The organism is Cryobacterium sp. N19 (genome assembly GCF_002929595.1).
GTDB classification, from domain to species: domain Bacteria; phylum Actinomycetota; class Actinomycetes; order Actinomycetales; family Microbacteriaceae; genus Cryobacterium; species Cryobacterium flavum.
The window spans coordinates 111,484-125,344 of sequence record NZ_PJJR01000048.1 but is presented as its reverse complement, the minus strand read 5'-3'; the positions used below and the strand labels follow the sequence as shown (position 1 = coordinate 125,344).

At 63.9% G+C, this 13,861-nt stretch carries 13 protein-coding genes; 2 read left to right on the top strand and 11 right to left on the bottom strand.

The genetic code is table 11. The annotated features are described in order from the left end of the window. Positions 1–35 precede the first annotated feature (35 nt). From atpA to prmC, 9 genes are all read right to left on the bottom strand, one after another. The gene (gene atpA / locus CXY78_RS06830) at positions 36–1,673 is read right to left on the bottom strand and encodes a F0F1 ATP synthase subunit alpha (protein ID WP_092341093.1); all 1,638 of its coding nucleotides are present in this window, start codon (positions 1,671–1,673) and stop codon (positions 36–38) included. A gap of 102 nt (positions 1,674–1,775) precedes the next feature. Then, a complete protein-coding gene (locus CXY78_RS06825) occupies positions 1,776–2,573 on the bottom strand; it encodes a F0F1 ATP synthase subunit delta (RefSeq protein WP_104088748.1) in 798 nt (265 codons plus the stop codon). A 3-nt stretch (positions 2,574–2,576) separates the two neighbouring features. After that, a complete protein-coding gene (locus CXY78_RS06820) occupies positions 2,577–3,137 on the bottom strand; it encodes a F0F1 ATP synthase subunit B (RefSeq protein WP_104088893.1) in 561 nt (186 codons plus the stop codon). 29 nt (positions 3,138–3,166) lie between these two features. Then, the gene (gene atpE / locus CXY78_RS06815) at positions 3,167–3,406 is read right to left on the bottom strand and encodes an ATP synthase F0 subunit C (protein WP_092340865.1); all 240 of its coding nucleotides are present in this window, start codon (positions 3,404–3,406) and stop codon (positions 3,167–3,169) included. A gap of 53 nt (positions 3,407–3,459) precedes the next feature. Then, the gene (gene atpB / locus CXY78_RS06810; protein ID WP_233197337.1) at positions 3,460–4,248 is read right to left on the bottom strand and encodes a F0F1 ATP synthase subunit A; all 789 of its coding nucleotides are present in this window, start codon (positions 4,246–4,248) and stop codon (positions 3,460–3,462) included. Positions 4,249–4,443: 195 nt separating this feature from the next. After that, positions 4,444–4,917, bottom strand: a complete 474-nt coding sequence (locus tag CXY78_RS06805) for a hypothetical protein (RefSeq protein ID WP_104088747.1) — start codon at positions 4,915–4,917, stop codon at positions 4,444–4,446. Next, positions 4,914–6,194, bottom strand: a complete 1,281-nt coding sequence (locus CXY78_RS06800) for an MraY family glycosyltransferase (RefSeq protein ID WP_104088745.1) — start codon at positions 6,192–6,194, stop codon at positions 4,914–4,916. The genes CXY78_RS06805 and CXY78_RS06800 overlap by 4 nt, the downstream gene beginning before the upstream one ends. Before the next feature lie 3 nt (positions 6,195–6,197). Next, positions 6,198–7,010: an L-threonylcarbamoyladenylate synthase gene (locus tag CXY78_RS06795; protein ID WP_092340861.1), complete on the bottom strand. Its 813-nt coding sequence runs from the start codon at positions 7,008–7,010 to the stop codon at positions 6,198–6,200. A gap of 62 nt (positions 7,011–7,072) precedes the next feature. Next, positions 7,073–7,936, bottom strand: coding sequence for a peptide chain release factor N(5)-glutamine methyltransferase (prmC, locus tag CXY78_RS06790; protein ID WP_092341091.1), 864 nt, complete (start codon positions 7,934–7,936; stop codon positions 7,073–7,075). 111 nt (positions 7,937–8,047) lie between these two features. Between prmC and cysK the strand changes: the two genes are divergently transcribed. Next, positions 8,048–8,998, top strand: a complete 951-nt coding sequence (gene cysK / locus CXY78_RS06785; RefSeq protein ID WP_104088744.1) for a cysteine synthase A — start codon at positions 8,048–8,050, stop codon at positions 8,996–8,998. Positions 8,999–9,019: 21 nt separating this feature from the next. Beyond that, on the top strand, positions 9,020–9,607 hold the full coding sequence (epsC, locus tag CXY78_RS06780) for a serine O-acetyltransferase EpsC (protein ID WP_092340860.1): 588 nt from the start codon (positions 9,020–9,022) through the stop codon (positions 9,605–9,607). 95 nt (positions 9,608–9,702) lie between these two features. Here epsC and prfA read toward each other — a convergent pair whose 3' ends face one another. Further along, positions 9,703–10,782: a peptide chain release factor 1 gene (gene prfA / locus CXY78_RS06775; RefSeq protein WP_104088742.1), complete on the bottom strand. Its 1,080-nt coding sequence runs from the start codon at positions 10,780–10,782 to the stop codon at positions 9,703–9,705. Then, a complete protein-coding gene (rho, locus tag CXY78_RS06770) occupies positions 10,782–13,724 on the bottom strand; it encodes a transcription termination factor Rho (protein WP_233206112.1) in 2,943 nt (980 codons plus the stop codon). Before rho ends, prfA begins: the two co-directional genes overlap by 1 nt. Between the last annotated feature and the right edge of the window lie 137 nt (positions 13,725–13,861).

The window sequence follows — 13,861 nt, the reverse complement described above, 5'->3', positions numbered from 1 at the left end:
AGTTTGGCGTCGTCAGTTGCTGCAAGTCGTATCGACTAGCGGCGGTGCTTGACGATCTTTTCCTGGTTGACGTCTTCAACTGCGATGGCTTCAAACTTTTCTTTGCTGACCGAGGCGAGCGGCTTACCCTCGCCGGTCTGGAACTCGAGCTTGAACTTGTCGACACCGGCCGTGAGAGCGGTGACGGTCTCGTCGGAGAGAACGTTCGTCTCGCGCAGGGTCTTGAGAACCTCGGTGTTGCGACCGAGGAAGTCAAGCAGTTCGCGTTCGAAGCGCAGCACGTCGGGAACCGGAACCTCGTCGAGCTTGCCGTTGATGCCGGCCCAGATCGAGACGACCTGGTCCTCAACGGGGTACGGCGAGTACTGCGGCTGGCGCAGCAGTTCGGTGAGGCGGGCGCCGCGGGCGAGCTGACGACGGCTGGCCGCGTCAAGGTCGGAGGCAAACATGGCGAAGGCTTCGAGCGAACGGTACTGGGCCAGCTCGAGCTTGAGCGTTCCGGAGACCTTCTTGATCGACTTGACCTGAGCGTCGCCACCGACACGGGAGACCGAGATGCCGACGTCGACTGCCGGACGCTGGTTGGCGTTGAACAGGTCGGACTGCAGGAAGATCTGGCCGTCGGTGATCGAGATCACGTTGGTGGGGATGTACGCGGCAACGTCGTTCGCCTTAGTCTCGATGATCGGGAGACCGGTCATTGATCCGGCGCCGAGCTCGTCGGACAGCTTGGCACAACGCTCGAGCAGACGGGAGTGCAGGTAGAACACGTCTCCCGGGTACGCTTCGCGTCCCGGCGGACGACGCAGCAGCAGCGACACGGCACGGTAGGCCTCGGCCTGCTTGGACAGGTCATCGAAGACGATGAGAACGTGCTTGCCGGCGTACATCCAGTGCTGGCCGATGGCCGAGCCGGTGTACGGGGCCAGGTACTTGAAGCCGGCCGGGTCAGAGGCGGGAGCGGCGACGATGGTGGTGTACTCCATCGCTCCGGCATCCTCGAGCGCACCCTTCACCGAGGCGATGGTGGAGCCCTTCTGGCCGATGGCGACATAGATGCAACGAACCTGCTTGTTGCTGTCGCCGGACTCCCAGTTGGCCTTCTGGTTGATGATGGTGTCGATGGCGATCGCGGTCTTGCCGGTCTGGCGGTCACCGATGATCAGCTGACGCTGGCCGCGGCCGATCGGGATCATGGCGTCGATGGCCTTGATGCCGGTCTGCATCGGCTCATGAACCGACTTGCGGCTCATGACGCCGGGGGCCTGCAGCTCGAGGGCACGACGGCCTTCGGTCGCAATGTCGCCGAGTCCGTCGATGGGGGCGCCGAGCGGATCGACAACACGGCCGAGGTAGCCGTCGCCGACCGGAACAGAGAGAACCTCGCCGGTGCGGTGCACCTCCATGCCCTCAACGATGCCGCCGAACTCGCCGAGTACGACGACGCCGATCTCGTCTTCGTCGAGGTTCTGGGCCAGGCCCAGGGTGCCATCGGCGAATTTGATGAGCTCGTTCGCCATCACGCCGGGCAAGCCCTCAACGTGGGCGATACCGTCGCCGGCCGTGGTGACGTAGCCGACCTCGGTCGTTGATGTTTTGTTCGGCTCGTAGGACTTCACGAAGTCCTGGAGAGCGCCACGGATCTCATCGGGGCTGATCGTTAGTTCTGCCATCATCTTCCCTTTTCTGTACGAAAGTACAGGTTCTGTCTGTTCGAGGACGCTGCCGCCCTGAGTCATCTGGTACTGCTGGGTTTTTGGTGCTGCTGAGGTGACTCAGCGAGCGAGCTGGAGTCTCAAATCTGCCAGGCGGGTTGCAATGCTGCCATCGATGACCAGGTCGCCGATTTGCACGCGCACTCCGCCGACCAATTCCGGGTCAACGACCTGGTTGATGGTGAGTGCTCGTCCGTGACGCAACTGGAGGTTCTTCTGCAAGCGAGCGAGCTGATCGGCCGTGAGAACGCTCGCCGACGTGATGGTGGCGATCGACGTGCCGGACTCGTCCGCGACGACTGCTGCTGCGTGTCGCAGCAGTTCGCCGATGCGGCGGCCGCGAGGCTGCTGCACCAGGTGACGAACAATGGCGAGCGTCTGACCGGAGACTTTACCTTCCAGCAGCTTTTCGACCAGGGCTGCCTTGGCGCCAGGCTTGCCGAGCTTGCTGGCCAGGGCCAGCTCCAGCTCAGCGTCCGAGGACACCGTCTTACCGAAGGCGAAGAGCTCGCCCCCGATCGACGTTCCGGCCGGAGTAGAGAGGGCGGATGCCCGTAGGCCCAGTTCTTCGATCCCGGCGAGCAGGTCGTCGTGGCTGGACCAGCGTTCGGAGACGGCCGCTGCGAGCAGGTCGAGTGCCCGAGGCGTCACGTTGGCACCGAAAACGGCGCGTACGAGGGTGACCTTGGCCGCAGCATCCGCTGAGGCGTCGCCGAGTGCTGACAACAGCTGGGACGACGACCCGATTACTCGACCGGCGCCGAACAGGCTTTCGCCCGTCGCCAGATCAGTCGTGCCGCCCGGGACGGACAGGGCCGCCCTCGACGTGGCGAGTGCTTCTCTGGTGGCGCTTCCCATTTGCTAGATCTTTCCTGCTGCTGGTGCTTCGCTGGCTTCGAGTTCTGCCAGGAAACGATCGACGATGGCGCTGGCCTTTGCGTCGTCGGACAGGCTTTCACCGATGACGCCCGAAGCGAGGTCAATGGCAAGGGTGCCGACCTCACTGCGAAGCGAGACGACGGCGGCCTGGCGTTCGGCTTCGATCTGCGTCTTGGCACTGGCCGCGATGCGACCGGCCTCGGCCGCAGCCTGCTCCTTGTGCTCAGCGACGATGCGCTGGCCGTCGGTGCGGGCCTGATCACGAATGGCACCGGCTTCGGCACGGGCGTCAGCCAGCTGGGCTGTGTACGCCGCGAGTGCAGCTTCAGCCTTGCGCTGGGCGTCGTCGGCCTTGGCGATGTTGCCCTCGATGGCTTCTGCACGGTCGTCAAGAAGCTTCTGCATTCTGGGCAGCACAAGCTTCCAGAAGAAGAACAAAATCACGACAAAGCAGACCGCCGACCAGATGATGTCGTACCACTCAGGGATGAGCGGGTTCTTTGCCGCTTCTTCGGTCGCGGCTGCAATTACTGCGTGAAGCATCATGCCTCCTAACTAGTTAGTGAAGAGGTTTAGACGCCGGTGAAAATGAAGTAGGTGGCGATGCCGATGAAGGCGAGTGCCTCGGTGAAGGCGATACCGATGTACATCAGTACCTGCAGTCGGCCGGCCAGCTCAGGCTGACGAGCGACACCCTCGATGGTCTTGCCAACGACGATACCTACACCGATTGCCGGGCCGATGGCTGCGAGGCCATAACCGACGGTCGCGATGTTTCCGCTGATTTCCGCGAGAACGGTTGTTGCGTCCACGTGTGTTTCCTTCCGTAGTGGTGAATGCGGCGAATGCCGGATTCCTAAAGTGTCTAGTGTTCCTCAGCCAGCGCGAGCTGGATGTAGACGGCGGTGAGTAGGGCGAAAATGTAAGCCTGGAGGACGGCGATCAGCACTTCGAAGAGCGTGAAGGCGAAGCCGAAGACGAGGGTGCCAGCGCCGAAGAGCTTGAACCCGCCATCCGCAGTGAAGAAGAAAAACTGGGTGGCGCTGAAGAACAGCACGAGCAGGAGGTGCCCGACGATCATGTTCATCATCAGTCGGAGCGTCAGGGTGACCGGTCGCACCAGGAACGTCGAGATAAATTCGATCGGCGTCACGATGAGGTATAGGCCCTTGGGCACTCCGGGCGGGAAGAGCGAGTTGCGGAAGAACTTCGCTGGACTCTTCTTGACGCCGGCGTAGATGAACGTTCCGTAGGAGATGACACCGAGAAGCAGCGGCACTCCGATCACCGAGGTTCCGGCAATATTCAGGAACGGAATGATTCCGGTGATGTTCATGAATAACACCATGAAAAAGATGGTCGTCAGAAGCGGCAGAAAACGCTTGCCGTCTTTCTTTCCGAGCAGGTCTTCGGCGATGTTGACGCGAACGAAGTCGAGTCCCATTTCGGCCAGGCTCTGGCCGCGGGTCGGAATGATCTTCATGCGGCGGGTGCCGAGCCAGAAGACCAGCATCAAAACCGCGACCGCGAGGAAACGAATCAGAATGATGCGGTTGATCTCGAACGGAGTATCCGCAAAGAAAATTACATCGGGGAAGAACTCATTGATGGAGGGACCGTGAAATTCACCGTCGCCGGTGGCAGACGGGACCATCAGGTTTACGGCGATTTCTAGCAGCGCTTTCTCCTGTTTCGGGGCGGTGAGCTCTGCTCGCGCATCGACGAATATGGGCAGGTTTACGACGCTGTAAAGCATGTGCAAACCGGGGTGGGATCGCTGTTTACTCTAGCAAAGATCAGGCGCTGAGCCGAATCGTGAGCGGGATCCGTGGGCAGATGGGTCGTAGGGTTACTCGTCGACCGGGGCCGGGGGCAAGGTGGCGTCGCTGGCGTAGGGCATCCGGCTCTTCATGACGACGACGGCGTCGACGACGAGCGACCCGACAACCCCGGCAATAATGCAGAAGAACAGCACCATCGGCTGGATCCACTCGCGGTCCTGCAGCACGACCAGCAGCACGAGGAACACCACGAACTTGAGCAGCCAGCCGCCCATGATGATGCCGAAGAAGCCACCGATGGCGGACTCGTTGCCGGCGACCCGATTGGCCAGCAGAATGCTGCCAGCCGTGATACCCATGAACGCGACCGACATGGCCGTACCGATCAGCGCGCTGAGCACACCGGTACCGCCGTCGACGAGGTAGCCGATAACCGATCCGACAACAGCGATTGCCAGGGCGACCCAGCCCCCGTAAATCAGGATGCGGCGCAGCACCGGGATCGATGTGGGCTGAGTGCGGACGGTGTCGTTGGTGCTCATACGTTCTCCTCGGCAGGCGCCGCCACAATGGCGGTCGCTCGTGTCGTGTGTGGTTCTGGTGTGGCTGGGGCGGGCTGGACTTGGGCGGCCTCGTCGAGTGGGTCGAGCTCGTCCAGTACTGCCAACTGCACTGGTGCGGACTGGCTAAGCCATTCCCCGGTCTTGCGGCGGCCGAGCGGTGCGAGCGTGACGATGGTGCAGATGAGCAGCGACGTCACCAGAAAGATGGTCGCGTACCAGGTCGGCAGACCGAAGTAGACCGGCAGTATGTAATACAGCAGGCAGCCAATGGATGCTGCGGCCGTCCACCCATAGAAGATCAGAACGGCGTGCAGGTGGGAGTGCCCCATATCGAGCAGCCGGTGGTGCAGGTGTTTTCGGTCGGCGCTGAACGGCGATTTACCGGCGTGCACCCGGCGGATGACCGCGAGCCCAAAGTCGAGCAGTGGAATGATCATGATCGCTACCGGCAGCAGGATGGGGATGAAGGCCGGGAACAGCTGCGAGCGGCTGGTAGCCGTCGGGTCGATCTGACCAGTGATCGCGATCGCGCTGGTCGCCATCAACAGGCCCACCAGCAGCGCGCCGGCATCACCCATGAACATCTTGGCCGGATGCCAGTTCAGCGGGAGGAACCCCACGCAGGCGCCGACCAGAATGGCGGCGATCAGCGATGCCAGGTTGAAGTAGTTGGTCGGTGAGGTGTCGCGCACGAGCAGATAACTGTAGAGAAAGAACACCCCGTTAGCGATGAGGGCGACACCGGTGACCAGGCCGTCGAGCCCGTCGATGAAGTTGATCATGTTCATGACCACGACGATGGCGACGACCGTGACAACGATCGACGTCCAGCCGCTCCAAACCGTCAGACCGCCAATCGGTAGAGAGTAAATCTGAACGCCCTGCCAGGCCACGAGGCCGGCAGCGATGAACTGGCCGGCGAGTTTGGTCATCCAGTCGAGGTCCCAGATGTCGTCGGCGACGCCGACCAGCACGATCAGCAGGGCAGCACCGAGAATAGCTAAAATCTGCTGCGGGTCAGCGAAGACAAGTCGCAGGGGCGCGAAGGCCCCCGCAGCGAGGTAGGCCACGCCAAAGGCGATGACGATGCCAAGGAACATGGCGATACCGCCGAGGCGCGGAGTGGGCCGGGTGTGCACGTCGCGTTCGCGAATCTTCGGGTACAGGCGGTACTTGTGGCTGAGTTTGTAGACCACGATCGACAGCACGAAGGTGACGATCGCCGAAACGAGCGCGAGCAGGAGGAAAAGAGTCATGGGCTACCGGTCGGCATCCGTTTCGTCCTGAGATGGGGCGGCGAGGGTGGGTGTCGCTTCCGCTTCGGCCGAGATCGCCGGGAACCCGGGAACGGCCGGCGCGGCAGCGAGCACATCGCCCACGACGGCCACGATCGCGTCGCGGGAGATGACGCCGCTACGCACGATGTGCAGAAAACCGCCGTTGGTCTCGAAACCGGTGGCGTCCACGATCGTCGATGAGCCGTCGCCGGTCTGACCAAACACGCTCTCATAGGTACTGCCGGCGGTGCCGCCGTCGAGGTACACGTCGACGCTCTCGCCGAGGGCCGCTTCAGCAGCCTGGGCGTCGGTGGTGGCCGGCATCCCGCTCAGGTTGGCGCTGGAAACGGCGAGCGGGCCGGTTTCGGCGAGCAGATCGAGTGCAACTTGGTTGCTCGGCATGCGCAGTGCCACCGTGCCGCGGGTTTCGCCGAGATCCCAGACCAGCGAGGGCTGGGCGTTGACGATGACAGTGAGTCCGCCGGGCCAGAACGCTGCGACCAGGTCGCGGACCGGCTGCGGCACGTCGACGGCGAGGGCGTCGAGGGTGGGAATTCCGGGAATGAGAACCGGTGGCGGCGACTGCCGGCTGCGGCCCTTCGCGTCGAGGAGCAGCTGAACGGCTTCAGCGTTGAACGCGTCAGCGGCCACTCCGTAGACCGTGTCGGTGGGGATGACGACGAGCGCCCCGCGACCGATGGCCGTGCGCGCCAGAGCGATATGCGCGCTGTAGTTTTCGCTCGTGGTGGATTCGTCCGTGGTCGAGTCGCTCGTGCAATCGTAGATGCGTGTCATTTCCGGCAATTCTAACCCAGTGCTGTCGTGAAGAGCGGATGCGCCGACTGGCGGGGTTCCGTTTAAGGGTGCAGTGCTGTCGTGGCCCGGTCCCGGCTGGTGTAGTCGCGGTGGGTGGCCGGGGCACGCCATCCGTCGGCTGCCAGCAGCTGGCGGATCGCGGCGCCCTGCAGCTCGCCGTGCTCGATCACGAGCACACCCCCCGCGCGCAGCAGGCGCAGCCCAGTTGCTGACACGCTGTGCACCACGTCGAGTCCGTCCGGGCCGCCGAACAGGGCCTGGGCTGGGTCGAACAGGCGCACCTCGGGGTCGCGGGGAATAGCATCCGCTGGAATGTAGGGCGGATTGGAGATGACGACGGCCACCGTGCCGTCCAGTTCGACGAACGCGTCGGCGAGGTCACCGAAGGCGAGGGTGGCGTTGGCGGCGCCGATCTCGTCGAAGTTGCGGGTGGTCCAGGGGAACGCTTCCGGCGAGTTTTCGATCGCGAAGATGCGCGCGTGCGGCACCTCGGTGGCCAGGGCCAGGGCGATCGCGCCGCTTCCGGTGCCGAGGTCGATGCCGATCGGCTCCGGATCGGGCATGGAACGCAGGGCGTCGATGGCGAACTGGGCGACCTGCTCGGTTTCGGGTCTCGGCACGAACACGCCGGGGCCCACATTCAGGGAGAGGGAGCGGAACGGGGCCCGCCCTGTTATGTGTTGCAGGGGTTCGCGCCCGCTGCGGCGGGCCAGTAGGGCGATGATGGTGGCGGCATCCGCTTGGCTAACCGGTCGATTCAGGAAGCTGCCGGCCTGCACTTCGCCGCGGCTCTGGCCGAGCACGTGGCCGATCAGCAGGTCGGCGTCGACCTCGGGGTCGGTGATGCCGGCTGCGGTCAGTACGCTGATCGCTCGTTTTCGCAAGGAAGTGATGGTCTGGGGCAAGTCAGAATCTGAAGAAGGCACGTAGTGAAATGTAACGCACCAACTGATTTTCGGCCGGGAGACATAGGCTGGAGCCGGCCCTCACACCGAATTTCACCGAATGAAAACCGAATGAAAGTTGCCCTCGTGCCCAAGATCTATTCCGACATCACCGAAGCCGTTGGTGGGACCCCCCTCGTCAAGCTGAACCGTTTGACCGCCGGCCTCGGCGCCACCGTGCTCTTGAAGCTCGAGTTCTACAACCCCTCCAGCAGTGTCAAGGACCGCATCGGCGTCGCGATCATCAACGCCGCCGAGAAGGACGGCTCGCTGAAGCCGGGCGGAACCATCGTCGAAGCTACCAGCGGTAACACGGGTATCGCCCTCGCTATGGTCGGCGCCGCCCGCGGCTACACGGTCATTCTGGCTATGCCGGAGACTATGAGCAAGGAACGCCGCGTCATGATGCGCGCTTATGGCGCCGAAATTGTGCTGACGACTGGTGCCGACGGCATGCGCGGCGCGGTCGAGAAGGCCGCCGAGATCGTCGCGAACACCCCGGGCGCGGTTCTGGCCAGCCAGTTCACAAATCCGGCCAACCCGGCCATCCACCGCGCCACGACCGGCCCGGAAATCTGGAATGACACCGAGGGTGCCGTTGACATTCTCGTCGCGGGCATCGGTACCGGCGGAACGCTTTCCGGCACCGGCGGGTACCTCAAAGACCAGAAGCCGGGCCTCAAGGTTGTCGGCGTCGAGCCGATCGACTCCCCCATTCTCACCGGCGGAAAGCCCGGCCCGCACAAAATTCAGGGCCTCGGCGCGAACTTCGTTCCGGAAACCCTGAACCGCGAGGTCTACGACTCGATCACCGATGTGACCCTGGCCGACTCGCTCGCGACGGCGCGTTCACTCGGCACCGATGAGGGCATCCTCGGCGGTATCTCCGGCGGCGCCGCTGTCTGGGCTGCGCTCGAGCAGGCAAAACTACCCGAGAACGCTGGCAAGACCATCGTCGTGATTGTTCCCGGCTTCGGCGAGCGGTACATTTCGACGGTGCTGTACGAAGACCTGCTGGACTAAGAGAACGCTGTCTGCCCTTCAATGAATCCCTTACGGCGCCTCCGCGAAGACATCGCGGCTGCGCGCACCCACGACCCCGCCGCGCGCAGCAACACCGAGGTTTTTCTGGCCTACAGTGGGCTGCACGCGGTCTGGTCGTATCGGGTCGCTAACCGGTTATGGCGCGCCGGGCTGCACCTGCCCGCTCGTCTGCTGTCCCAGGTGACCCGGTTTCTGACCGGGATTGAGATTCATCCGGGCGCGACCATTGGCCGCCGGTTGTTCATCGACCACGGCATGGGCGTCGTGATCGGTGAGACGGCAATTCTCGGCGACGATGTCATGTTGTACCACGCGGTGACGCTGGGCGGCAAGAGCCGTCACGGGCATGCGCGCGGTGTGCGGCGGCATCCGTTTCTGGAAGACGGTGTCACGGTGGGGGCCGGCGCCAAGGTTCTCGGCCCGATCACGATCGGTGCCTGGAGCACGATCGGCTCCAACGCCGTAGTGACCAAGGGCGCTCCACCGCGGTCGCTGCTCGTGGGTGTGCCGGCGACGATTCGCCCGCAAACCCCCGCTACGGTCGAGTCCGCGCGCGGCGGCACCCTCGAACCCGAGTACTACCTCTAGTCGGTCGAAACTGCGGACGGGGCCAGGGCCCCGTCCCTGGGCCAAGTTTATAAACTGGGCCCGTGGACGGGGCCTGGGCCCCGTCCACGTGGGGGTTACTCGGGGTCGCCCAGCTCGGCCAGGCGGGTTTCCTCGTCGGCGTGGATACAGGAGTCGATGACGGGGCCGAGGGCTCCGTTCATGACGGCGTCCAGGTTATACGCCTTGTAACCGGTGCGGTGATCGGCGATGCGGTTCTCCGGAAAGTTGTACGTGCGGATGCGCTCTGAGCGGTCCATCGTACGAATCTGTCCCTTGCGCACGAGCGACGCTGCCGCATCGATCTCTTCCTGCTGACGGGCCAGAACGCGGGCGCGCAGCACGCGCATGCCGGCTTCCTTGTTCTGCAGCTGCGACTTCTCGTTCTGCATGGCCACCACGATTCCGGTGGGAAGGTGGGTGATGCGCACGGCAGAGTCGGTGGTGTTGACCGACTGCCCGCCAGGACCGCTCGACCGATACACGTCGATCTTGAGGTCGTTCGGGTGAAGCTCGACCTCTTCGGGCTCGTCGACTTCGGGGAAGACGAGCACACCGGCCGCTGAGGTGTGGATGCGTCCCTGCGACTCGGTGGCCGGCACGCGCTGAACGCGGTGCACACCCCCCTCGTACTTGAGGTGCGCCCACACGCCTTCGGCCGGGTCGCTCGAAAAGCCCTTGATGGCGAGCTGAATGTCTTTGATACCGCCGAGGTCGCTCGAGGTCTGCTCGATGATCTCGGTTTTCCAGCGGTTCGACTCGGCGTAGTGCAGGTACATGCGCAGCAGATCGGCGGCGAACAGTGCCGATTCGGCGCCGCCCTCCCCCATCTTGATCTCCATGATCACGTCGCGGGCGTCGAGTTCGTCGCGCGGGATCAGCAGACGGCGCAGCTTTTCAGCCGTGACGTCCAGCTGTTCGACGAGCTCCGGGATCTCTTCGGCGAAGGCAGCGTCTTCGTCGGCGAGCTCACGAGCGGCCTCGAGGTTGTCTTCAACCTCTTTCCACTCGTGGTACGCCGCGATGATGCGACTCAACTCGGCGTAGCGCCGGTTGACCTTCTTCGAACGGGCCGGATTCGCGTGCAGCTCCGGATCCGCCAACTGCGACTGCAGGTCGTCGTGCTCGGCCAGCAGCGTGAGGACGGATTCGAACATTACTTGTCCTTGTCTGACCCGTTCAGGGTCGGCATCGACTTCTGAACCTGCATGAGGAATTCAACGTTCGACGCGGTCTCCTTGAGACGGCCGAGGATGAGCTCAAGCGCCTGCTGCTGTTCGAGCCCGGCGAGGGCGCGGCGCAGCTTCCAGGTGACCTTGACTTCATCGGCGCTCATCAGCATTTCTTCACGGCGGGTGCCCGAGGCGTTCACATCGACGGCCGGGAAGATTCGCTTGTCAGCGAGCTGACGCGACAGGCGCAGTTCCATATTGCCGGTGCCCTTGAACTCCTCGAAGATGACCTCGTCCATTTTGGAGCCGGTCTCCACCAGCGCGGAAGCGAGGATGGTGAGTGAGCCGCCATTCTCGATGTTGCGTGCCGCACCGAAGAAACGCTTCGGCGGGTACAGAGCGGATGCGTCAACGCCACCAGAGAGGATGCGGCCAGAGGCCGGGGCCACGAGGTTGTAGGCGCGGCCGAGGCGGGTGATCGAGTCGAGCAGCACGACGACGTCGTGGCCCAGCTCGACCAGACGCTTGGCACGCTCGATGGCGAGCTCAGCGACAACGGTGTGGTCTTCGGCCGGGCGGTCGAAGGTGGAGGCGATGACCTCACCCTTGACCGTGCGCTGCATGTCGGTGACCTCTTCGGGACGCTCGTCGACCAGTACGACCATGAGGTGGACCTCGGGGTTGTTGGTGGCGATGGCGTTCGCGATCTGCTGCATGACGATGGTCTTACCGGCCTTCGGCGGTGCGACGATCAGGCCACGCTGGCCCTTGCCGATCGGGGCGACGAGGTCGATGATGCGCTGCGTGAGCTTGCCCGGCTCGGTCTCGAGGCGCAGGCGCTCGGTCGGGTACAGCGGGGTCAGCTTGTGGAAGTCGACGCGGGCCGCGGCCTCTTCAACGGTCTGGCCGTTGATGGAGTCGACCTTGACGATGGCGTTGTACTTCTGACGACCGGACTGGTCGCCCTCGTGCGGCTGACGGATGGAGCCGACGACGGCGTCACCCTTGCGCAGGTTGTACTTCTTGACCTGGCCGAGCGAGACGTACACGTCGCTCGCACCCGGCAGGTAACCGGACGTGCGCACGAACGCGTAATTGTCGAGCACGTCGAGAATACCGGCGACGGGAATGAGTACGTCGTCGTCGTTGACCTCGGGTTCGAAGTCATCGCCCTGGTTCGGGCCGCGACGCTTGCGGTCACGATACCGGTTGCGGTTGCCGCGGCCGTTCAGGTCGTCGTCGAGCTGGTTGCGGTCCTGGCCGCGGTCATTCTGGCCCTGATTGCGGTCCTGGCCACGCTCGTTCTGACCCTGATTGCGGTCCTGGCCACGCTCGTTCTGACCCTGATTGCGGTCCTGGCCACGCTCGTTCTGACCCTGATTGCGGTCCTGGCCACGCTCGTTCTGACCCTGATTGCGGTCCTGGCCACGCTCGTTCTGACCCTGATTGCGGTCCTGGCCACGCTCGTTCTGACCCTGATTGCGGTCCTGGCCACGCTCGTTCTGACCCTGATTGCGGTCCTGGCCACGCTCGTTCTGACCCTGATTGCGGTCCTGGCCACGCTCGTTCTGACCCTGATTGCGGTCCTGGCCACGCTCGTTCTGACCCTGATTGCGGTCCTGGCCACGCTCGTTCTGACCCTGATTGCGGTCCTGGCCACGCTCGTTCTGACCCTGATTGCGGTCCTGGCCACGCTCGTTCTGACCCTGATTGCGGTCCTGGCCACGCTCGTTCTGACCCTGATTGCGGTCCTGGCCACGCTCGTTCTGACCCTGATTGCGGTCCTGGCCACGCTCGTTCTGACCCTGATTGCGGTCCTGGCCACGCTCGTTCTGACCCTGATTGCGGTCCTGGCCACGCTCGTTCTGACCCTGATTGCGGTCCTGGCCACGCTCGTTCTGACCCTGGTTACGGTCGGACTGGGCCTGCGCGCGCTCCTGGTTGCGTTCCTGGTTGCGCTCGTTGCGAGCCTGACGCTGGCTCTGCGCCCGCGTCATTCCCTCGTCGTTGGTGCCGTTCTGGTTGCGGTCGTTCTGGGCGTTCTGATTCTGGGCGTTCTGGTCGCCCTGGTTGCGGTCGGCGCCCTGCGCACGGTCGCCACCGCGGCTGCGGCTGCGGCCCTGACGCGGCGCACCGGAATCGTTCTGCTGATCATTCGACTGGTCGTTCAACTCGTCGGTTGATTCGACCGACGCGTCGGGTGCGACCTCTGCAGAATCGGCGACAGCGTCAGACTCGGCGGGCGTCTCATCCGGTACGACAGCAGGGGTGCGCTGCGACGACGCACGCCGGGACGGCCGGCGAGTGGATGCCGCGACCTCAACGGGTGCATCGGCTGGCGCATCAGCGGAGTCGGCAACCACAGCGGCCGCGTCATCGAGGAGCACCGGTGCGACCTGCACGCGCTTGCGTGCCTGGCGAACCGGCTTGTCAGCATCCGCTCTGGTGGGAGCAGCGTCGTCGACTACGGGAGCAACGGTGGTGGACGTCACAACGCCGCGGGCGTTACGAGCGATGCGCGAGCCGGCCGCCGGAGCGTCGGGCAGGATGATGCCGAATCCGGTGCTGGCGTCGGCATTGACGTGGGATTTGGCGGGAGCAGCGGTCGCGGTACTGGCACGACGCGGTGCACGCTTGCGGGGGGCCGTTTCGAGTGCCTCGGCGAGGCTCTCGATCGGTGCGATCTCGGGAGCAGCCTCGACAGGGGCTGCCTCGACAGGGGCAGCCTCAACGACCGGCGCGTCGGCGGGAGCAGCGGCGCTCGTGCCGGACTGAGCCGTTTGGATTGCCTCCACAAGTTCGCCTTTACGAAGTTTGGAAGCGCCGGGGATTTTCAGTTCAAGGGCCAGAGCCTGAAGCTCGGACACGCGAAGGGTACTCAGACGGGGAAGATCCGAGCCAGCGGCGCGGAGGTTGACATCAGTCACGAAGGGGGTTCCTTTCCCCTGCCGAACAAAGATTCAGGTCAGGAGAGATGTATGCAGCGAGAATTGCGCTGCGGGTGATCCAATCCGACAAATGGAGGGGATTGGTGTAAACACCCACCGCTACGCAGAAATTCGCA

Excerpts from the sequence above, each read along its gene's own strand:
- atpA (WP_092341093.1), bottom strand. The coding sequence starts at position 1,673 with ATGGCAGAACTAACGATCAGCCCCGATGAGATCCGTGGCGCTCTCCAG.
- CXY78_RS06825 (WP_104088748.1), bottom strand. The coding sequence starts at position 2,573 with ATGGGAAGCGCCACCAGAGAAGCACTCGCCACGTCGAGGGCGGCCCTG.
- CXY78_RS06820 (WP_104088893.1), bottom strand. The coding sequence starts at position 3,137 with ATGCTTCACGCAGTAATTGCAGCCGCGACCGAAGAAGCGGCAAAGAAC.
- atpB (WP_233197337.1), bottom strand. The coding sequence starts at position 4,248 with ATGGTCCCGTCTGCCACCGGCGACGGTGAATTTCACGGTCCCTCCATC.
- CXY78_RS06805 (WP_104088747.1), bottom strand. The coding sequence starts at position 4,917 with ATGAGCACCAACGACACCGTCCGCACTCAGCCCACATCGATCCCGGTG.
- CXY78_RS06800 (WP_104088745.1), bottom strand. The coding sequence starts at position 6,194 with ATGACTCTTTTCCTCCTGCTCGCGCTCGTTTCGGCGATCGTCACCTTC.
- CXY78_RS06795 (WP_092340861.1), bottom strand. The coding sequence starts at position 7,010 with ATGACACGCATCTACGATTGCACGAGCGACTCGACCACGGACGAATCC.
- cysK (WP_104088744.1), top strand. The coding sequence starts at position 8,048 with ATGAAAGTTGCCCTCGTGCCCAAGATCTATTCCGACATCACCGAAGCC.
- epsC (WP_092340860.1), top strand. The coding sequence starts at position 9,020 with ATGAATCCCTTACGGCGCCTCCGCGAAGACATCGCGGCTGCGCGCACC.
- prfA (WP_104088742.1), bottom strand. The coding sequence starts at position 10,782 with ATGTTCGAATCCGTCCTCACGCTGCTGGCCGAGCACGACGACCTGCAG.